Annotated in this window: 23 protein-coding genes; 12 read left to right on the forward strand and 11 right to left on the reverse strand. The window is 32.9% G+C overall.

Annotated features, from left to right (window positions below; genetic code table 11):
- Window positions 1–180 precede the first annotated feature (180 nt).
- From clpP to B4E59_RS02260, 10 genes are all read right to left on the reverse strand, one after another.
- The gene (clpP, locus tag B4E59_RS02215) at window positions 181–846 is read right to left on the reverse strand and encodes an ATP-dependent Clp endopeptidase proteolytic subunit ClpP (protein ID WP_038331995.1); all 666 of its coding nucleotides are present in this window, start codon (window positions 844–846) and stop codon (window positions 181–183) included.
- A 50-nt stretch (window positions 847–896) separates the two neighbouring features.
- Entirely contained in the window at window positions 897–2,216 is a 1,320-nt protein-coding gene (locus B4E59_RS02220; RefSeq protein ID WP_180905001.1) for a trigger factor, read from the reverse strand.
- Window positions 2,217–2,495: 279 nt separating this feature from the next.
- Window positions 2,496–3,860 carry an acetyl-CoA carboxylase biotin carboxylase subunit gene (accC, locus tag B4E59_RS02225; RefSeq protein WP_221854334.1) on the reverse strand — a complete coding sequence of 455 codons (1,365 nt, stop codon included), beginning with the start codon at window positions 3,858–3,860 and terminating at the stop codon, window positions 2,496–2,498.
- Between the two features lie 20 nt (window positions 3,861–3,880).
- Window positions 3,881–4,363 carry an acetyl-CoA carboxylase biotin carboxyl carrier protein gene (accB, locus tag B4E59_RS02230; protein WP_125348723.1) on the reverse strand — a complete coding sequence of 161 codons (483 nt, stop codon included), beginning with the start codon at window positions 4,361–4,363 and terminating at the stop codon, window positions 3,881–3,883.
- Between the two features lie 125 nt (window positions 4,364–4,488).
- A complete protein-coding gene (rpmF, locus tag B4E59_RS02235; RefSeq protein ID WP_019975824.1) occupies window positions 4,489–4,686 on the reverse strand; it encodes a 50S ribosomal protein L32 in 198 nt (65 codons plus the stop codon).
- Window positions 4,687–4,741: 55 nt separating this feature from the next.
- On the reverse strand, window positions 4,742–5,323 hold the full coding sequence (locus B4E59_RS02240) for a YceD family protein (RefSeq protein WP_125348725.1): 582 nt from the start codon (window positions 5,321–5,323) through the stop codon (window positions 4,742–4,744).
- Window positions 5,324–5,395: 72 nt separating this feature from the next.
- Window positions 5,396–6,469: a 4-hydroxythreonine-4-phosphate dehydrogenase PdxA gene (gene pdxA / locus B4E59_RS02245; RefSeq protein ID WP_125348727.1), complete on the reverse strand. Its 1,074-nt coding sequence runs from the start codon at window positions 6,467–6,469 to the stop codon at window positions 5,396–5,398.
- 9 nt (window positions 6,470–6,478) lie between these two features.
- The gene (locus B4E59_RS02250; protein WP_125348729.1) at window positions 6,479–6,955 is read right to left on the reverse strand and encodes a hypothetical protein; all 477 of its coding nucleotides are present in this window, start codon (window positions 6,953–6,955) and stop codon (window positions 6,479–6,481) included.
- A 9-nt stretch (window positions 6,956–6,964) separates the two neighbouring features.
- The gene (locus B4E59_RS02255; protein ID WP_291051114.1) at window positions 6,965–7,351 is read right to left on the reverse strand and encodes a RidA family protein; all 387 of its coding nucleotides are present in this window, start codon (window positions 7,349–7,351) and stop codon (window positions 6,965–6,967) included.
- Window positions 7,352–7,363: 12 nt separating this feature from the next.
- On the reverse strand, window positions 7,364–9,976 hold the full coding sequence (locus B4E59_RS02260; protein WP_219033626.1) for a putative LPS assembly protein LptD: 2,613 nt from the start codon (window positions 9,974–9,976) through the stop codon (window positions 7,364–7,366).
- A gap of 72 nt (window positions 9,977–10,048) precedes the next feature.
- Between B4E59_RS02260 and B4E59_RS02265 the strand changes: the two genes are divergently transcribed.
- The 12 genes from B4E59_RS02265 (at window position 10,049) to B4E59_RS02320 (ending at window position 20,164) form a co-directional block, all read left to right on the forward strand.
- The gene (locus tag B4E59_RS02265; protein ID WP_257467976.1) at window positions 10,049–11,344 is read left to right on the forward strand and encodes an N-acetylmuramoyl-L-alanine amidase family protein; all 1,296 of its coding nucleotides are present in this window, start codon (window positions 10,049–10,051) and stop codon (window positions 11,342–11,344) included.
- 59 nt (window positions 11,345–11,403) lie between these two features.
- A complete protein-coding gene (locus B4E59_RS02270; protein WP_038332017.1) occupies window positions 11,404–12,378 on the forward strand; it encodes an MlaD family protein in 975 nt (324 codons plus the stop codon).
- Window positions 12,379–12,432: 54 nt separating this feature from the next.
- Window positions 12,433–13,758 (forward strand): 4Fe-4S dicluster domain-containing protein, encoded by a 1,326-nt coding sequence (locus B4E59_RS02275; RefSeq protein ID WP_185144083.1) that lies wholly within the window; start codon window positions 12,433–12,435, stop codon window positions 13,756–13,758.
- A 71-nt stretch (window positions 13,759–13,829) separates the two neighbouring features.
- The gene (locus B4E59_RS02280) at window positions 13,830–14,258 is read left to right on the forward strand and encodes an LNS2 domain-containing protein (RefSeq protein WP_125348737.1); all 429 of its coding nucleotides are present in this window, start codon (window positions 13,830–13,832) and stop codon (window positions 14,256–14,258) included.
- Window positions 14,259–14,297: 39 nt separating this feature from the next.
- The gene (locus B4E59_RS02285; RefSeq protein ID WP_038332021.1) at window positions 14,298–15,089 is read left to right on the forward strand and encodes a (Fe-S)-binding protein; all 792 of its coding nucleotides are present in this window, start codon (window positions 14,298–14,300) and stop codon (window positions 15,087–15,089) included.
- 166 nt (window positions 15,090–15,255) lie between these two features.
- Window positions 15,256–15,723, forward strand: a complete 468-nt coding sequence (locus B4E59_RS02290) for an ABC transporter ATPase (protein WP_125348739.1) — start codon at window positions 15,256–15,258, stop codon at window positions 15,721–15,723.
- A gap of 114 nt (window positions 15,724–15,837) precedes the next feature.
- Window positions 15,838–16,440, forward strand: a complete 603-nt coding sequence (locus B4E59_RS02295) for a LemA family protein (protein ID WP_180904995.1) — start codon at window positions 15,838–15,840, stop codon at window positions 16,438–16,440.
- 5 nt (window positions 16,441–16,445) lie between these two features.
- Entirely contained in the window at window positions 16,446–16,886 is a 441-nt protein-coding gene (locus tag B4E59_RS02300; protein WP_286494678.1) for a TPM domain-containing protein, read from the forward strand.
- Window positions 16,867–17,679: a TPM domain-containing protein gene (locus B4E59_RS02305; RefSeq protein WP_280036030.1), complete on the forward strand. Its 813-nt coding sequence runs from the start codon at window positions 16,867–16,869 to the stop codon at window positions 17,677–17,679. The genes B4E59_RS02300 and B4E59_RS02305 overlap by 20 nt, the downstream gene beginning before the upstream one ends.
- Before the next feature lie 17 nt (window positions 17,680–17,696).
- Complete coding sequence (locus B4E59_RS02310; protein WP_221854340.1) at window positions 17,697–18,029, forward strand: hypothetical protein; 333 nt, start codon at window positions 17,697–17,699, stop codon at window positions 18,027–18,029.
- A gap of 79 nt (window positions 18,030–18,108) precedes the next feature.
- Window positions 18,109–19,476 carry a deoxyguanosinetriphosphate triphosphohydrolase gene (locus B4E59_RS02315; protein WP_286494676.1) on the forward strand — a complete coding sequence of 456 codons (1,368 nt, stop codon included), beginning with the start codon at window positions 18,109–18,111 and terminating at the stop codon, window positions 19,474–19,476.
- 235 nt (window positions 19,477–19,711) lie between these two features.
- Entirely contained in the window at window positions 19,712–20,164 is a 453-nt protein-coding gene (locus B4E59_RS02320; RefSeq protein WP_115001464.1) for a GNAT family N-acetyltransferase, read from the forward strand.
- Window positions 20,165–20,217: 53 nt separating this feature from the next.
- Here B4E59_RS02320 and B4E59_RS02325 read toward each other — a convergent pair whose 3' ends face one another.
- Complete coding sequence (locus B4E59_RS02325; protein WP_125348748.1) at window positions 20,218–20,748, reverse strand: RNA methyltransferase; 531 nt, start codon at window positions 20,746–20,748, stop codon at window positions 20,218–20,220.
- Window positions 20,749–20,789 lie beyond the last annotated feature (41 nt).

The following is a 20,789-nucleotide window of genomic DNA, read 5'->3' on the forward strand; positions in this document are numbered from 1 at the left end:
TTATTTGTTAATTTCTATCAGTATAAATTATGGTAAAATAAAGGATGAAGTTATCTTATTTTAGATTATTGTTTTTTATGTTTCTTTCTTATTGTTTTACAAATTTTTAAGTATTTGTAAACGAAAAAGGATACTCAATAAGTTGAGTATCCTTTTTTTGTATTTTTATTGAATTTAAAATTATTTACGAGGCAATAAAACTTCGTCAATCATTCCATATTCTTTTGCTTCTTGTGAAGTCATCCAGTAATCACGTTCACCATCTTTTTCGATTTGCTCGAAAGTTTGACCAGAATGAGTTGCAAGAATGTCGTATAATTCTTTTTTTAATTTCAAGATTTCCTTCAATGTAATTTCCATATCAGTTGCTTGTCCTTGAGCACCTCCTAAAGGTTGATGAATCATCACGCGAGAATGTTTAAGTGCTGAACGTTTTCCTGCTGCACCTGCACATAATAAAACTGCTCCCATAGAAGCTGCCATTCCTGTACAAATTGTTGCAACATCTGGTTTTACTAACTGCATTGTGTCGTAAATTCCTAATCCTGCATAAACACCACCACCTGGTGAGTTAACATAAATCTGAATATCTTTTGTTGCATCTACACTTTCTAAGAACAATAATTGTGCTTGAATAATATTTGCAATTTGATCATCGATTCCTGTTCCTAAAAAGATGATTCTATCCATCATCAAACGAGAGAAAACGTCCATTTGTGCAACGTTCAATTTTCTTTCTTCAACGATGTAAGGCGTTGTATTTTGGATGTAACTCTCCATATGTAAAGAGCTAATTCCTTTGTCTAACAGCGCATATTTTTTAAATTCTTCTCCTACGTTTTTCATTATTAAATTTAGATTTTAAATGAAAGGTATAAAGAATTTTTTAGAAGTGATTAAGCTTCTGCTAATTCTTTATTTTTTTCTGTAATAATGTCAACAAACTCGTCAAATGTTACTTCTTTCTCGTTCAATTTTACATTGTTTTTGAAGATGTCTAACATTTTGTCTGTAAACACTTGGTATGATAAACGGTTGTATTCTTCTTGATTCTGTAAAGCAGACATTGCAATTTGTTGTAATGTTTCTTCTGGAATAGAAGTTTGACCGTACATTTTTAATTGATCTTTGATTGCAGCAAAAGCAGCTTCTTTTACTTCCTCAGCATTTACTTCTACATTGTTAACTTCAGCAATTTTAGCTTCGATTAATTGGTAACGTAAACCTTTGTCCATTTTTACCAATTCTTCTTTCGCTTGCTCTTCAGAAGTTACATTTTCGTTAGAAGTGATTAACCATTTTGTTAAAAATTCTGTTGGTAAATCAAATTGAACTGTATCTAATAATTTAGCTACAACATCATTGATAATTTGTTTGTCAGATTCTTTGTTGTACATGTTTTCTGACTCTTCTTTGATTTTGTTACGGAAAGCTTCTTCTGAATCTACAGCTCCTTCTCCATAAACTTTATCAAATAATTCTTGATTAACTTCAGCTTTTTCAGCTTTGTTAATTTCTTTGATTGTATACGTAACGTTAGTTCCTTCTTCAGAAACTTCTGTGTTCAATTGTTGTGCAGCTTCTTCAGCAGTGTCAAAAATATCGTTAGAATTTACTTCTACAACATCACCAGCTTTTTTACCGATAAATGCAGAAGCATCTTTCAATTCTTCTAAACGGATAAATGTTGGTTTAGCTTCTTGTCCTTCTACAGCAGCTTCTACTTTCAATACAGCTTCAGCTTCAGCTTCAGTTAAAGATTTTAATGATCCAAAACGAGCAGCGAAATTATCTACATATTTTTGGATTTCGTCGTCAGCAACTTTTACTTTGTAGCTGTCAACTTCTACTTTAGATAAATCAACATCAAATTCTGGAGCTAATCCTAATTCGAAATCAAATGATAATTGATCAGCATCCCAATCAACATCTTTCATTACTGGAACTGGATTTCCTAAGATTGATAATTTTTCTGTGTTGATGTATTCAGATACACTTTTTTGTAAAATTTCGTTAACTGTATCAAAAACAACAGCTTGTTCGTATTGTTTTTTTACAAAGCTCATAGGAACTTGTCCTTTACGGAAACCTTTGATGTTAGCTGTTTTTCTGTATTGGTTTAATACATCAACTACTTTTTCTTGATAATCTGCCTTATCAACAGTTACAGTTAATACTGCGTTTAATTTGTCTGTTGTATTTTTAGTAATATTCATCTACCTTAAATTTGGAGTGCAAATGTATAAATTATTAATGATTTTTAATAGTAAAAAGTAATATTACAATCAATTCATTCACTATAAATTAACAATTCGGATGGAATCTTATCAAATACTTGATATTTTGATTTTAGATGGAATGATTGAATTGATTATTTACTACTTTTCTGAGGTGATATTTTCAACAATTAAGCCATTTGATTTTTGCTGACACAATGACATAAAAAAATCCAGAATATACGTTCTGGATTTTCAATATTTCGAAAATTTAATTTCTTATAATTCTCCGTAATTTGCGTAAGATTCGTCAAAAACAAAATCCTCCATAAATTTAGTTGTGTAATTACCCGCGATAAAATCTGGATTATCCATCAACTGTAAGTGGAAAGGAATCGTTGTTTTGATACCTTCGATATAAAATTCCCCTAACGCACGTTTCATTTTTGCTATTGCTTCTTCACGCGTTTGTGCAGTAACAATGATTTTTGCAATCATAGAATCGTAATTTGGTGGAATTGTATATCCAGCATAAACGTGTGTATCAACACGAACACCGTTACCACCAGGAATATTAATATTTGTAATTTTCCCTGGAGAAGGGCGGAAGTCGTTATAAGGATCTTCTGCATTGATACGACACTCGATAGAATGTCCGTTTGGATAATAGTTTTGACCAGAGATTGGCTCACCATCCGCTAACATAATTTGTTCACGAATTAAATCGAAACCTGTTACTTGCTCAGTAATTGGATGCTCTACTTGGATACGAGTATTCATTTCCATAAAGTAGAAATCTCCGTGTTTGTCAACTAAGAATTCAATTGTGCCAACACCTTCATAACCTATATATTCACAAGCTTTAACTGCTGCATCTCCCATACGTTGACGTAATTCGTCTGTCATGATTGGAGAAGGGGTTTCTTCTGCTAATTTTTGATTACGACGTTGAATAGAACAGTCACGTTCTGATAAGTGACAAGCTTTACCGTTTTGGTCACTTGCAACTTGAATCTCGATATGACGTGGTTCTTCGATTAATTTTTCCATATACATTCCGTCGTTACCAAAAGCTGCAGCAGCTTCTGTACGAGCAGATTCCCATGCGTGTAATAAATCTTCTTCTTTCCAAATTGCACGCATACCTTTACCACCACCACCGGCAGTAGCTTTCATCATAACTGGGTATTTAATTTCGCGCGCAACTTCTAAGGCTTGCTCATAGCTTTCTAATAAACCATCAGAACCTGGTACTACAGGAACACCAGCTTCTTTCATAGTAGCTTTCGCATTGGCTTTATCTCCCATACGCTCGATATTTTCTGCAGAAGCACCGATGAATTTGATTCCGTTAGAAGCACAGATTTTAGAAAAAGTTGAGTTTTCAGATAAAAACCCGTAACCTGGGTGAATAGCATCCGCGTCAGTAATTTCTGCAGCCGCGATGATGTTAGCCATTTTTAGGTACGAATCTTTACTTGGAGCAGGACCAATACACACAGCTTCGTCAGCGAAACGTACGTGTAATGAAGTCTCGTCTGCTTTAGAGTAAACGGCAACCGTTTTGATTCCCATTTCTTTTGCAGTACGTATAATACGCATTGCAATTTCACCTCTATTAGCGATTAATATCTTTTTAAACATAATTTTTTAGATGTAATTGATTAAGCTGGATCAACTAAGAATAATGGTTGATCGTACTCAACTGGACTAGCGTCGTCCACTAAGATTTTTACAATTTTTCCAGAAACTTCTGATTCGATTTCGTTGAATAGCTTCATTGCTTCAACAATACATAAAACTTTACCTGGAGCAATAGCATCACCTACATTAATAAAAGGTTCTTTACCTGGTCCTGCAGCACGGTAGAAAGTACCAATCATAGGAGATTTAACTGTAATTAAATTACTATTTTCTTCTTCTGTTGATGTTGTAGAGTTATTTGCTGGTGCAGCTGCTGACGCTTGAGGAGCGGCAATTGGAGCTACAGGAGCTTGTGGTACATAAATTTGTTGAGATGCAACTTGTGCAGGTACGCTTGCTAAAGTTTTGATTTTGATTTCGATGTCATCTTGTTTGATGCTTACTTCAGCAACTTCTGCTTTTGATACGAATCTAATTAAATTTTGAATGTCTTTAATGTCCATATAATGCGGTTTTTTATTTGACCTTTTATGTTTGTTTTTTATAAAACGATTTCAAAGGTATTGAAAAAAAAATAAAAAAAGCTGTTTCTTTTTAGAAACAGCTTCAAAATCTTTCGAAGATTATATTATTCAGTAACTTCTTGTACTTTCTCTAATACTACTTTACCTTTGTAGTATAATTTTCCGTCAGACCAGTGAGCTCTGTGATATAAATGTGCTTCACCTGTTGTTTTATCGATTGCTAATTGTGGAGCTTCGATTTTGTAGTGTGTTCTACGTTTATCTCTTCTTGTTGACGACTGTCTTCTCTTAGGATGTGCCATATCTAACTACTTTTTTTTCTTTATTTCTATAATTTATTTTAATAATAAAAACCAATTAAGGTTTCAAATCTTTCAATTTTGCCCAACGAGGATCAATGTCGTTATTATCGTCATCGTCATCATTGTTGTTGTCTTCATCGTAATGCTCGTATTCTTCATCTTCGTCTAATTCGTAAATGCTGTATTGGTCTAACAATTCAATCATTTCAGAATCGCTTTTGCCATTCAAGACATCGGGATGAATTCGTTTTGTTGGTACTGATAACATTGCCAATTCATAAAGAACTTGCGCAACGTTGATTTGGTATTCCTCTCTTGGAATTACCCACATTTCAAAATCAGTATCGTCAAACTCGTTTCCAAATTTAACAATTAATTCTGCATTATTTGAAATTTCTTGTTGAAACAATTCTCCAGTCAAATCACAAGGGACTGTAATGTCTCCTTTTAAGCTGATTTCTAACTCAAGCATTGTTGATTTTTTATCTAAAATAATTGTTGCAATTAAATTAGGATTGTCAAAATCTTGCTCAATTTCAAATAAATCAAAGAACGATTGTGATAATTCGAATGTAAAATCACTCTTACCAAAAGGCAAGCTTGTAAATACAATATTATAATTTTTTAACTTGTCCATACCACAAAAAGGTGTGCAAAGATAATCTAATTTATTTAAAATTAATAGCTCTTTGCAACTTATTTTAAATTTTTATTCTTTATTATCGCCTTTTTCTAATTTTAGATGGATATGTTGCAATACATTTTTTGTTAGCTCTTGGTATTCGTTTCGATTTTTATATAATTCGATCGCTGAAAAAATAGCTTCCTTAAATGATTCTTCGTTTGCAATTCCTTTTCCTGCGATGTCGTAAGCCACACCATGATCTGGCGAAGTTCGTACAAATTTTAATCCAGCTGTATAATTAACGCCTTCATCAAAACTAATTGTTTTGAATGCCACCAATCCTTGATCGTGATACATGGCCAAAACCGCATCAAAAGCGTCTAAATTACTTGGATTGAAAAAACTATCTGCCGAATAAGGTCCAAAAACTAATTGATTTTCGTTAATGCAACGCTCGATAACTGGCGAAATAATTTCTTTTTCTTCTGATCCTAACAGACCATTGTCACCTGCATGAGGATTAAGACCTAAAACTGCAATTTTTGGTTTTTCGATGGCGTAATCTTCAATCAAACTTTTATGAATTTGTTGAATTTTTGCATAAACAGATTTTGGATTAATTTGTTTTGCAACTTCGCTAATTGGAATATGTTGCGTTACTAAACCAACTCTCAATTTTTCTGAAACTAAGAACATCAAAGGTTTTCCTCCCCAAATTTCTCCTAAATATTCGGTATGACCTGGGAAATGAAATTCTTCGGACTGAATATTATCTTTATTAATTGGAGCCGTTACCAAAACATCAGTAAAACCATCTGAAACAGATTTTGCAGCCGCTTTTAATGATTGATAAGCGTGTTCACCAGCTTCTTTGGTTACTTTACCATAATGTACATCAATTTGATCTTTCCAAAGATTAACCACATTGATTTTTCCGTCTACAATTTGATTCGCATCTTGAATACCTTGAAAATTGATTCGGTCAAATTTTAAACGATCTTTTTGATACGATAATAATTTGGTTGAACCGAAAATAACAGGCGTAAAAAACTCTGTTATTTCTTTTTCTTGTAAGGTTTTTAAGATAACCTCAATTCCGATTCCGTTATAATCACCAATCGAGATGGCAACTCTAATTTTTCTATCTTTTTCAGACATAATGTTAGTTTAATATGATTGGCTGGATGGTTTGTATTTTTTTAAAAATCTTTTGTAAATTAAATCTACAATTAAACCTCCAATCCATGATGAAAAGAATAAAACTGGACAGATCGCAATTTCGTACCAAGTTGGGTGATAAGGCGTGATAAGAACGTCGCCTAATGCAACGATTAACACAATAAAACCTACAAACATCGTGTAAGCTTGTTTAGCTCTTCTTACGATAAGTGCTGTTATAACACCTCCAACTAAAGCTGCAATTCCACTAATTGCGAGCATTGATCCAAAAAATTGAACTTCGAATTTTTTTCCTTCTTGGTGCGAAAAGTATTTGATGATGTGTCTCCATTCCGGAAAAACTTTGTTGTCCCATCCCAATCTATCCGCGTTGTATATAAGACCAAATTGTATGATAGCGTAGATAACAGCTAATCCTACTATTACAGCAATTGTGTTTCTTAATACAGTTTTGTCTTTTAGCATAATATTTTATTAGTCTGCAATAGCGATTACAGAAATTTCAACATTTACGTCGCGTGGTAAACGAGCAACTTCTACACATTCGCGTGCAGGATAATTTTCGTCATTAAAATAAGAAGCATAAACTTCGTTAACTGCGTTGAAATCATTCAAATCCTTAACAAAAATTGTTGTTTTTACAACTTGGTCAATTGTTGTTCCGCCAGCTTCTAAAATTGCAATTACATTTTTCATTACTTGATGAACTTCATCTTGAATACCTGTTGTAACCAATTCATTTTTTTCTACATTGAAAGGAATTTGTCCTGATGTGTAAATAAATCCGTTGTATTTTACACCTTGTGAATAAGGTCCAATTGCTTGTGGTGCTTTTTCTGTATGAACGATTTTTTTTTTCATATTAATATTTTTTTAGTAATTAAGTCTTGATCTATCGTTGTATTTTAAATCTTGTAAGATTGATGCTTTGATTCCGATAAAGAAATCATAACTTTTATATGTTCCCATTGGTGTCCAGTTGAATGATAAGGTAAAGCTTCGTAAATCTCTTTCAAAACCAAAACGTACATAAGTTATTTCACTTTTGATGAAATCGTAAGTTGCATTTGCAGAAATTGCCCAATATGGTGTTGGCGAAATTTTACCATTCATTGCAATAGAACCTGTGCTACTTCCTTTTCGTTCTGTTCCTTTGCTATAATTATAACTTAAATTAGCTGTTAAACTCCAAGGAATAGCAAATTGCGCATAATTATCGCTGTCATAATAGAAATTTTCATCACGAACTGTTCCACGTTTTTTATAGTTCTTGGCATCGAAACGTTTTCCGCCAAATGTACTATTGTCAAATGTATAACCAGTTCCTAATGTCATATTCGAAATACGAAGATTTCCTAAGCCAAGTTCATCAATGTATTGAGCAACTTCACTTCCTTCAGCATTCATGTAACGTTGAATTTTATATGGATTAACAGTTGACGAAAATTGTACGTTTACTTTTCTATCAAACAAAGATGTCATTCCGTTAATACTGATTGGAGAAAGTTTAAATTCATCTGCAGAGAAGTTATAAGATGAACTCAAACGTAAATATTCAAATATCTTTACTTTTTTGAAACCTTTCGGGTCATTTGCATCTTTTACTTTCATCTCTAAGTTGTTCGAAATTCCAAAGTTTAATGAATTTGTCAAACCAGGAATTGATACACCATACAACATGTTTTGATATTGATTGTACCAAACTTCTTCTTGATTTTGGTTTTGATAAGCTTTGTAATATCCCCAAGATTGACTTTGGAAATCCGGCGTATAACTATAACCAATAGATGGTGTAATCACGTGCTGAATTCCTAAAATCTTAGCATCTTTATTTGGATTAAGATATAATCCATAAATATTAGTTGAAACAGAAGCATTGAAATTAAATGTTCGATATGAATTGAATCCTTTCAATGTTGTGTCCTCTATTTTTCCGTTAACAGAATTGTAATTTTTAATCAAACGATTATCACCCCAAACTTCATTATAGTCAGAAGAAAGTGTTAATGGGAAATAATTAGCAAGTGTAATACCTGTCTGCAAACCAATTTTGTGATTCGCACCCATTCGCATTTGATCTTTCCACATTTTGTCTGTAAAGATGTCTTTGTCGTTGGTGTTAACTTCATTTCCAGCTTGCATACTATACGTTAAACCAAGATTCTGAATTAAACCTTCTTTTGGCATATTTTTCTTTGCAAACGGGAAAATACGAGACATAGTCAAGTTGAAACGAGGAAATGCAATGTTAATATCTCCAGTATTGTAATTTTGAGAGTGCGACATACTCAACTGAGCTGTTAGTGGAGCATTCTCAAAGTTTTTTGTTAAGTTAATAGACGAGTTAACGTTGTTTGTAAAAACTTGTCCAGTATTAATGTATTGATTTCGTACAGATTCACGGTAATATTTCGAACTCGAAAAGTTAACATTGGCATTGAATAACCAATATGGATTTGCTTTCGGATCTTGGCTATGTGACCACATAACACCAAACATACTTTGTTTAGAAAAGGCATTAGAGCCTTCTGTAAGACCTTTGATACCAGTTAAGCGATTTTCTACATTCGCTGCAAGTCGCCCATTGTATTTGTAACGTTTTTTATAGGTAGACTCGGCTCTAGTAGCCCAACTACCTTTTGTATAGATATCTCCCGAAAGTTTTAAATCAAAATTATCTCCAAATGGAACATAAAACCCTAAATCTTCGATAAAGAAACCAAGATTTGTACGCTCACCTGGGCGAGGCATCAAAATACCTGCGGCACGTTTTGCACCCATCGCTGGGATGTAACCAAATGGCAATGCTAAGGGCGTTGGTACGTCATAAATCCACATATTGATAGGTCCGGTAATTAATGTTTTCTTACCATTTTTATCAATCATTTTTCCTTCTTTGGCGCGAAGAAAATAATCTGGTCGAGTATCTTTTCCTTCTTTAAAATAAGTATCCGTTGTAAAATCGGCACGTTTTAACAACATTACCGAATCATTGACACGCTTCGCTTTATCAGCAATGATGATTCCATCTTCTTGCGTCATGCGAATGTTATATGCAATTCCAACTTTCGTTTTGAAATTTACTTTGAAAGCATCTTGCAAAATTTCTTGTTGACCTTGTGTAAACTTAGTTTTTTCAATAATATTCCCAATAGAATCGCGCTTACCTTCGGCATATACATCACCTGTATCCCAATTTAGTTCGATATAATCTGCATCAATAGTCATATCGCCGTAAACTACATGTGCCTTACGCAAAAGGTAAGTCATACGTTTTTTACGATTATGTATTTCGTCCTCGGAATTGTGCTCTACCACAAACTCTAATTTCTCTTTTACAGGGATAATAGTATCTAATTTTACAGAATCAGAAACTATCTTAGAGTGATCTTTATCGTTATTATTTTGCTTAACTTGTCCAAAAGAAACGGTGCAAACCATAACTGGACTAAAAAATAAAATCGATTTAATTGCCTTTGTAAACAAATTGAAAAACTTATTTTTTATAAATTGCGTCAAAATTAATCAAAAAAACAAACCTATAGTATGAGTTTAAAAATGATTAACATACAAAAGTATTTATTTTTTGCGATGATGATGGTATTTTCTACATTTTCATTTGCACAAAAAAAGCAAAATTTTGTAATTGTTATTGATGCTGGTCATGGTGGACATGATGCTGGAGCAAGGGGAGTCGCTGATTATGAAAAGAATATCACGTTAGATGTTTCGAAAAGATTAGCGGAGTTAATTAAGAAAAATCACAAAGATGTTAAAGTTGTTTTAACACGTGATACAGATATTTTTTTAGAATTATGGGAACGTACACGAATTTCAAATGATAATCATGCGAATTTATTTGTCTCGATTCACTGTAATTCGGCTGATAACAAAAGCGCAACAGGAACAGAAACATTTGTAATGGGATTGAAACGATCTAACGAAACAGATGAAGTTTCTAAACGTGAAAACTCGGTTGTGTTTTTAGAGAAAGATCAAGAACGTTACGAAAAATTTAATCCAAATGATCCGGAAGCGGTTATCGCTTTTGAGATTATGAATGCAGCTTATAAAGAACAATCTATTCGTTTTGCAGATTTGGTAGAAAAAGGTTTCGTAAATCGTGATTTCAGAAAAAGTAGAGGTGTTAAACAAGCAAATTTTCACGTGTTGAGAGGAAATGCTTCTCCTTCTGTTTTGGTAGAGTTAGGATTTATTTCGAATTATGATGAAGGAACATTTTTAGCATCAGACGAAGGAAAAGATAAAACGACGACTACAATTTATGAAGCTTTTAAACAATTCAAAAAAGAATATGATCGTAGAAGTGGAGTAGAGGACGAGGACGAAAAACCTAAACCAGTTAAAAAAGTTGAAAAACCTGTAGAAGGAAAAAAATTGAAGGTAAGGGTAATGGAGTCTAAAATGAAATTTTCTTCAACTTCGCCGCAATTAAGAGGTTTAACAGATTTAGATGTAATTCAGGAAGGTGATAATTACGTGTATTATTACGGAGAAACAGATTTACAATCTCGTGCAGATGATTTGTTGCAAACGGTAAAACGTAAAGGATTTTCTGGTGCAAAAATTGTAGAATTTGAAACGAATAAAAAATTAGAAGGTGGTAAAAATTATCGTGTTCAGTTTATGACATCAAATAAAAAATATAAAGACAAAGACGAAAAATTTAATGGATTGACAAATGTGTTGCGAGTAAAAGAAGGTGGACTTCAGAAATATTATTATGGCTCTGATAAAACAATGGAATCTGCTCAAAAAACATTGAAACAAGTACAAGACAAAGGTTTTAGAAACGCCTTTATCGTTACATTTAATGGTGAAGAACCAATGTAAACGTAATATAAAATGTTTCTTTACAAATTAAATTTTATTTTTGCATAAAATCATAACAAGTGAAGTTATCTAAAGAATTAAAAATAGGAGTTGTTACCATCTTAACCTTAGTAGGTTTTTTCATGCTATTCAATTTCTTAAAAGGTCAAAATATTTTTTCATCAGGACGTTTGTTTACTGTAAAATACGAAAATGTAAGCGGATTAGCTCCTTCTAAACCTGTTTCTGTAAACGGTTTGAGAGTTGGTCAGGTGAAAGAAATTAAAATTATAGATACTGCAAAACCTATCTATTTTGAAGTCGTGATTTCTGTCGAAAAAGATATTCAATTTTCGAAAAAAACAATTGCAGAAATTTACGAACCAGGAATTATGTCTGGACCAGAAGTTAGACTTTTATTAGACTATGGACCAGATGTAGCAAAAGATGGTGATTATTTACAAGGTCGTATTGCAGGCGGAATGTTAGATGGTTTGACGAAACAATTAACGCCAACACAAGCAAAGTTAGATAGTGTTTTATTAAGTTTTAATCAAACATTAGGAAGTGTAAACAATGTTTTGGATCCGTCAACTCAACAAGATATTAAAGCAATGTTGAGAAACTTGAATCATACAATTGATTCGTTCGACAAAACAGCGCAATCGTTGACTGCAACATCAAATAGTGCAAATAATTTGATCAAAACAAACGAAAAGACATTGAACACAACGCTTAACAATGCAAGTGCTACAATGGCTTCTGCAAAAGCTACGGTTGACAAATTTGGAAAAACTGCGGATAAATTAAACGCGTTAGAATTAGATCAAGTGATTAAGAATTTTGAAAATGCGTCTAAAAACTTAAATACATTGTTAGAAGATATGAATAATGGAAAAGGTTCTTTAGGAAAATTAGCAAAAGATGAAACGCTTGCTAACGAACTTGAAGCAACAATCAAAAATATGAATGAATTGGTAACAGACTTAAAGAAAAACCCAAGTCGTTATGTGAACATCTCTGTTTTTGGTAAAAAGCAACCAGTTCAGCCATAAAATCAAAACTAAAATTTAAATACTCAAAACTCACAAAAAGACTAATAAAAAATGATGAAGTACATTCCAAATGTAATCTTTCTTCTAATTATGATAGGAAGTATTTGGTTCTTTGCGCAAAACGTAAAGAAACTTATACGTAACATCAAATTAGGGAAAGAAATAGATCGTTTCGATCATCCTGCGGAAAGGTGGAAAACGATGGCTCGTGTGGCTTTAGGACAAGGTAAAATGACTGTTCGTCCTCTTGCTGGTATTCTACATGTTTTTGTTTATGTAGGATTTGTTTTAATCAATATCGAAGTATTAGAAATTATCATCGATGGTGTATTCGGAACACACCGTATTCTAAGTTTCTTAGGAGGTTTCTATAACGGAATGATAGGGTTTTTCGAGATTTTAGCCTTTTTGGTGATGGTTTCGTGTATCATTTTCTTCTGTAGAAGAAACTTTGTAAAAGTTGGACGTTTTTGGAAACCAGAAATGAAAGGCTGGGCAAAAGACGATGCTAATTATATCCTAATTATGGAGGTTGCATTTATGTTGGCTTTATTTACAATGAATGGTGCAGATCAAGTGTTACAAAAAATGGGTGCACCTCATTATATCGAAACAGGATCTTTTCCAATTTCTTCTTGGTTAACAGCACCAATTATTAGTCAATTCAACGACATCACATTTATTACAATTATAGAAAGAGCAGCTTGGTGGTTTCATATCATCGGAATTTTCTTTTTCTTAAATTATTTGTATTATTCAAAACATTTACACATCATTTTGGCTTTTCCAAATACATGGTTTTCTAAGTTAGAACCAAAAGGAGAATTCAATAATTTACAATCTGTAACAGATGAGGTAAAAATGATGATGGATCCAAATGCAGATCCTTACGCAGCACCTGCCGAACCACAGGGAGAGCCAGAAACATTTGGAGCAAAAGATATTTTTGATTTAAACAGAGTACAATTATTGAATGCCTACACATGTACGGAGTGTGGGCGTTGTACATCTGAATGTCCAGCAAATTTGACAGGGAAAAAATTATCTCCTCGAAAAATTATGATGGATACTCGTGATCGTTTAGAAGAAGTAAGTAAAAACATCGATGCAAACGGAAGTTTTGTGGATGATGGTAAAATGCTTGTCAACGATTACATTTCACCAGAAGAATTATGGGCATGTACATCTTGTAATGCATGTACACAGGCTTGTCCAGTAAATATCGATCCGTTATCAATTATTGTTGATTTACGTCGTTATTTGGTAATGGAACAATCTGCTGCACCAAACGAGTTGAACATGATGATGACAAATGTCGAAAATAATGGAGCTCCTTGGCAATTTAACAATGCGGATAGATTGAATTGGGCAAACGATTAAAATTGTAAAATACAATTACTCATTCTCAAAGAACTATTAATTTTTGTACATAACACACAAACACAGCACACATGGAAAATTTCTTAGAGGAAAAAATTGAAAACGGAGAAAGAGTAAGTCCTATTTTACCAGAAAATGTTAAAAATTATTTAATTGACATTGATGGAACAATTTGCGATGATATTCCAAACGAAGAACCAGAACGTATGCTAACAGCAGAATTATATCCAGATGCTTTAGAAACATTAAACAAATGGTACGACGAAGGACATATTATCACATTTTTTACATCACGTACAGAAGAACATCGTGAGTACACAGAAATTTGGTTGAAAAAACATGGTTTCAAATACCATGGACTTTTAATGGGAAAACCTCGTGGAGGAAATTATCATTGGGTTGACAACCATTTAGTAAAAGCGACACGATACAATGGTAAATTTACAGATTTGGTTGAAAAAAATGTTTCGATTCAAGTTTTTGATGATGGAAAACATTAAACTAAATCCATTCAAATAACACAAAGACTACAAAAAAATATGTCAAATATTACAGTTAAAACAATGGCTCAATATATGGCCGAAGGCAAACAACCAGAAGTTTTGTTTTGGGTTGGTTGCGCCGGAAGTTTTGATGACAGAGCTAAAAAAATAACACGAGCATTCGTTAAAATTTTAAATAATATTGGCGTAGAATTCGCCGTTTTAGGAACAGAAGAATCGTGTACAGGTGATCCTGCAAAGCGTGCTGGTAACGAATTTGTTTTCCAAATGCAAGCTATGATGAATATTGAAGTTCTGAATGCTTACGAAGTGAAAAAGATCGTTACAACTTGTCCACATTGTTTCAATACGTTGAAAAATGAATATCCAAGTTTAGGTGGAGAGTATGAAGTTTTGCATCATTCTCAATATTTACAGCAGTTAATCAACGAAGGTAAATTGAAATTAGAAGGTTCTGAAACGTTCAAAGGAAGACGAATCACTTTCCACGATCCTTGTTATTTAGGTCGCGGTAACGATGTGTACGAAGCGCCTCGCGAATTAATCGAAAAATTAGATGCCGAATTAGTCGAAATGAAACGTTGCAAAACACGTGGATTATGTTGTGGTGCTGGTGGAGCGCAGATGTTCAAAGAACCAGAAAAAGGAAACAAAGACATCAATGTAGAACGTACAGAAGAGGCTTTAGAGAAAGAGCCGCACATTATCGCAACAGGTTGTCCATTTTGTAATACAATGATGACAGACGGTGTAAAACACTTCGAAAAAGAATCAACGGTTATGGTAAAAGACTTAGCTGAATTGATTATGGAAGCGAAAGATTTATAATCGAATTTATAAAAATAATATAAAAAAGCCATCTCTTTGAGATGGCTTTTTTATGTAAAAATTTTAGCTTTCTAACATCTAACATCTAACATCTAACATCTAACATCTAACATCTAACATCTAAAATTTCCGTATCTTTGAAACACAAATTTTAAACAAAGAGAAAATGAATTTAGCAGACGATTCAAGAATTTGGATTTTTCAAGCCAATCGTAAATTCTCAACAGAAGAAAAGCAAGCTATTACAGCTAAACTAAATACTTTTATAGCGGATTGGAATGCGCATGGCGCTGAACTTTTAGCTGATTTTGATTTACCTTATGATCAATTTATTGTAGTTGGTGTAGACGAAAATCAAGCGACAGCAAGTGGTTGTTCTATCGATAAATTAACGAAAATCGTACGCGAAATTGATGCAGATTATTCGTTCGATTTATTGAACAGAATGTTAGTTTCGTATGAAAATGAACAGGAAGTTTTTATCGAAAAATTACCAACATTCAAACAAAAAGTAAAAGAAGGAGAAATCAAAAATGTAAAAGTTTTCAATAATGGAATTTCTTCTTTGAATGATTTTAAGCAAAATTGGTTATTACCGATTGAAGAAAGTTGGGCGAAAACATTATTAAATTAAACGCTTAAAATCCAAAAAATATTAAAGCCGAGTTTAGAAATAAGCTCGGTTTTATTTTTGATAAAATATTGTTTAAAAAACACTATTTTTACGTAATAATAAATTAAAAATACTATGAAAAACAAAGGATGTCTTATTGGCGGAGTGATTCTTTTACTTCTTGCAGGAATCGTTTTCTGGGGAATTGGAGTTTCGAATACGATCAAAACAACAGACCAAGGTGTGCAAAAACAATGGTCGAATGTAGAAAATACATATCAAAAACGTTCAGATTTAGTTCCAAATTTAGTGAACACGGTAAAAGGTGCTGCGAATATGGAAAAAGAAACGTTAACAGCTGTGATTGATGCACGTGCAAAAGCGACTTCTAATCAAATTAAAATTGATGATCCAAGTCAATTAACAGATGCAAATATTGCGAAATTTCAACAAGCTCAAGATCAATTAGGATCTACATTAAGCCGCTTATTGGTTTCTGTTGAAAAGTATCCAGATATTAAATTCAATCAAAACTTTACTTCTTTACAAGCAGAATTATCTTCTATCGAACAAGAAGTTTTATTTGAAAGAAAAAAATACAACGATGCTGCAGAGAAATTTAACAACATGATTGTAACTTTCCCTAACAGCTTAATCGCTGGTTTTACAGGTGCTACGAAAAAAGGTTATTTCAAAGCTGCTGCAGGATCTGAGAATGCTCCTAAAGTAGAATTCTAATCATTATGGGAAATAAGAAACATAAATTTCTTTCCTCTAAAGATGAAAAAAAAATAATCGAAGCCATCCAAAAAGCGGAGAAAAATACAAGTGGGGAAATTCGAGTTCATATTGAATTCGAATCTTCTCCCAATCATTTTGACAAAGCTTTAGAAGTTTTCGAGCAATTGGAAATGCACAAAACCAAAGATAGAAATGGTGTGTTGTTTCATGTTTCACCAACCGATCATAACTTTACAATTATTGGTGATAAAGGAATTGATCAAGTGACACCAGATGATTTTTGGGATGATATAAAAGAAGAGGTCATCAAGCATTTCAAAAAAGAACATTATGTAAAAGGGCTTTGTGAAGGAATAAAAAAAACAGGCAAAGCACTTAAAAAATATTTTCCTTATCAAGAGGATGATACAAACGAATTACCAGATGAAATTAGCTACAGTTAAATACTTTTTTCTAACTTTTTTTCTTTCAATTTTAACCGTTTTTGGGCAGACACCGGATGAATTGGTGAAGATGGAACATCCGCCTAAAAAGCTTGTGCAAGATTATGCACATGTTTTTGATGCAATGCAATTGGATGAATTAGAACGAAAATTAGTAGCCTATGATGATTCAACATCTACTCAAATTTTGGTATTAACAGTGAAGTCTCTAGATGGTTATCCGTTAGAAATGTTTGCAAATGATATTGGTGAAAAATGGAAAGTTGGTACACAAGGAAAAGATAATGGAGTTGTAATTGTTTTAAGTGAACAAGATCGTAAGATTACGATTAGAACAGGTTATGGAGCTCAAATTTATTTACCGCCAAGTGTCAACAAATCGATTATTGACAATGTTATTATTCCGTATTTCAAACAAGGTGATTATGCTGGTGGAATAAATGCTGGAGTCAATTCTATTTTTCAAGCTTTTGCAGGAAAATATAAGCAAGACAAACCAAAATCGCAAGAACCAGAAATGGATTGGCTTGCATTGATTTTTGCCATAGGATTTTTCATTTTTATCTTTATTATTATTTCGAAAGGTAAAGGAGGAAATAATGGAGGAAATGGTGGCAGACGAAGAAGTTTGTTAGATGATATTATCATTATGAACACAGGAAGTTCTGTTTTCGGTGGCGGAGGTTTCGGCTCAGGAGGTAGTTCTTGGGGTGGATCATCTGGTGGCGGAGGCGGCTTTGGTGGTTTCGGAGGCGGAAGCTTCGGAGGCGGAGGAGCATCTGGTAGTTGGTAGAAATACTATTTTGATTAATGAATTTTAAAATTGTCACAAATATTGAAACTGATATTTTTTATTTAATTATTAATGAATTAGTAAAAGATAAATGGAAAATTATTTGTGAATATGATGATGAAATTTTTGATAAATCAATTGATTTCGACTTTTACAAATTAGCTAAAAATGAAAAAATAATTTTGTTTGCTTGGGACAACTGGTTTGAAGGAGAGATAAAAGCTGAAATTGAAATTCTAAAAGAGTTAGCTGTTCAATATAAGTTTGATTTAAACTTTAATGAAGCAAATTTTCTTCAAGATGAATATATTACAGAAAGAATGAAAAATCTTTTAAAATTTCACGAATAAACCCAAAAATCCGAACGAAACCGTTCGGATTTTTTTATGACTGAACATTATTCGTTAAATTCGTTTTCTAAATCAGTTTATGGAACTTCTCAATCATATTTACACCAATCAACGCAGCAATACAAACGATACGTCGGATGCGAGATCAGAATATCAGCGTGATTATGATCGTATTATTTTTTCGTCTGCCTTTCGTCGTTTGCAGAACAAAACGCAAGTTTTTCCTTTGCCAGGAAGTGTATTTGTCCACAATCGATTGACGCATTCGTTAGAGGTTTCGTCTGTTGGACGCTCGATGGGAAATTTGGTAGGAAAGTTTATTTCCGAAAATTATAAATTAACAAAAGAATCACAAGAATTTTATAAATATAGTATTCACGATGTTATTTCAGCGGCATGTTTGTGTCACGATATCGGAAATCCAGCTTTTGGACATTCGGGCGAAGATGCAATTGCTTCTTATTTTGATCGCCATGAAACAGATTTGAAACAATATTTTACTGAAGCCGAATGGGCTGATTTAATCAATTTTGAAGGAAACGCAAATGCAATTCGAATTTTAACACAACAACAAAACGGAAAATCGGAAGGTGGTTTACGTTTGACGTATTCAACATTGGCTGCGATTGCAAAATATCCATGTGAATCGGTTGCAAAAGATAAAAATCAATTGCATCGTAAGAAATTTGGATTTTTTCAGGCGCAAAAGGAAGCTTTCCGAACAATTGCTGAAAAAACGAATATGATTTTGGAACAAGATTCACCAATTATTTACAAGCGACATCCGTTTGTGTGGTTGGTAGAGGCGGCTGACGATATTTGTTATTCGATTATCGATGTCGAAGATTCGCAACGTTTAGGAATTATTGATCATGATAAATGCCGAAAATTATTTTTGAATTTAGTTGAATCTTTAGATCCATCTCAAATTGATAAAACAAAAAATACATTAAAATCAATTTCAGATAAAAATGATCGAATAGCCTATTTACGTGCAAAATCAATTAATTTATTGACGCAAAAATCGGTTGAAGTTTACCAAAATAATTTTGATCAAATTGTAAAAGGAGAATTTAAAACGGCGTTATTAGATGTGATTAAAAATGAAACGGAACAAGTAACGAAACGAGTTTTAGACGAAATTCAACGTTTCTCGATTGAAAATATTTATAATCATCGTTCTGTTCTCGAAATTGAAAATGCAGGTTATAATGTAATGTCAGAATTGCTTTCGCAATTTATTCCTCCAATTTTAAAAGATGAAAAAGAACGCAAAACGTTTGAGAAAAAAGCCTTGCGTTTAGTTCCTGCTCAGTTTTTATATGAGAAAGGAACAAAGTATCAAAAGGTAATGGGAATTTTGGATTATGTTTCGGGAATGACTGATAATTACGCAACAGAATTATATCGTCGTATCAAAGGAATCGAAATTGGAATGACGATTTAAGTACGAAGTTAGAAATACGAAGCTCGAATTTAGAGAAATTGTCATGCTGAACTCGTTTCAGTATCTCATCAAAAATTAGCGAATTTGTTATTCCGACGAATGGAGGAATCTATAGATTCTTCATTTCGCTGAAGCTATATTCAGAATGACAAAAAATAATGAATTCTACGTTTCGTAAACTAGATAACTAATTTCTAGTCTCGAATAACGAATAACTAAATAACATCACACAATAATGAAAAATGTAACAATACGAGAAGCAAGAAAAGAAGATTGTCCTCGAATTTTAGAGTTAATTCACGAATTAGCTTTATACGAAAAAGCACCAGACGAAGTAACGGTAACCTTAGAAGAAATGGAAGAATGCGGGTTTGGAGATAAACCAGTTTGGGGTTCTTTGGTTGCAGAAGTGGACGGAAATGTGGAAGGAATTGCGTTGCATTACGATCGTTATTCGACTTGGAAAGGACGCAGATTATATTTGGAGGATTTGATTGTAACCGAAAAAATGCGCGGTTCTGGAATTGGTAAATTATTATTGGATGAATTAATTGTTTATGGAAAAGCGAATAATTACCACGGAATGGTTTGGCAAGTTCTGGATTGGAATGAACCTGCAATTAATTTCTATAAAAAATATAACGCAGATTTTGATCCAGAATGGATTAATGTTTCGGTGAATTTTTAATAACAAAAAACTCCAACTTGATGAAAAGTTGGAGTTTATATTTTTGCTTAACGCTATTTCATAAAACTTTCATACCATTTCCATAAAATAATTCCTGTACAAACCGAAACATTAAGCGAATGTTTTGTTCCTGATTGTGGAATTTCGATACACGTATCACATTGATCAATGATTGATTGTTGCACACCATCAACCTCATTTCCCATCACAATTGCATATTTCTGAGATTGGTCAACTTCAAATTCATTTAACAAAACAGAACCTTCCGTTTGTTCAATCGTTACAATTTGATAACCATCTTCTTTTAATTTAGCAACCAATTCATTCGAATCTTTCACATATTCCCAATCAACAGAATTTTCTGCACCAATGGCCGTTTTATGAATTTCTTTATGAGGTGGAGTTGCTGTAATTCCACACAAATAAATTTTATCAATTAAAAATGCATCCGAAGTTCTAAAAACTGCACCAACATTGTGCATACTTCTCACATTATCCAACACCACAACAATCGGGTGTTTTTCAATAGCTTTATATTCTTCCGCAGAAACGCGACCTAATTCGTCTAATTTTAGTTTTCTCATCACTTCGTTTTTAACTAACTTAGCTGTTCAAAATTTATAAT

Origin of the sequence: Empedobacter sp. UBA2044 (genome assembly GCF_002333005.1) — a bacterium.
Taxonomy (GTDB): domain Bacteria; phylum Bacteroidota; class Bacteroidia; order Flavobacteriales; family Weeksellaceae; genus Empedobacter; species Empedobacter falsenii_B.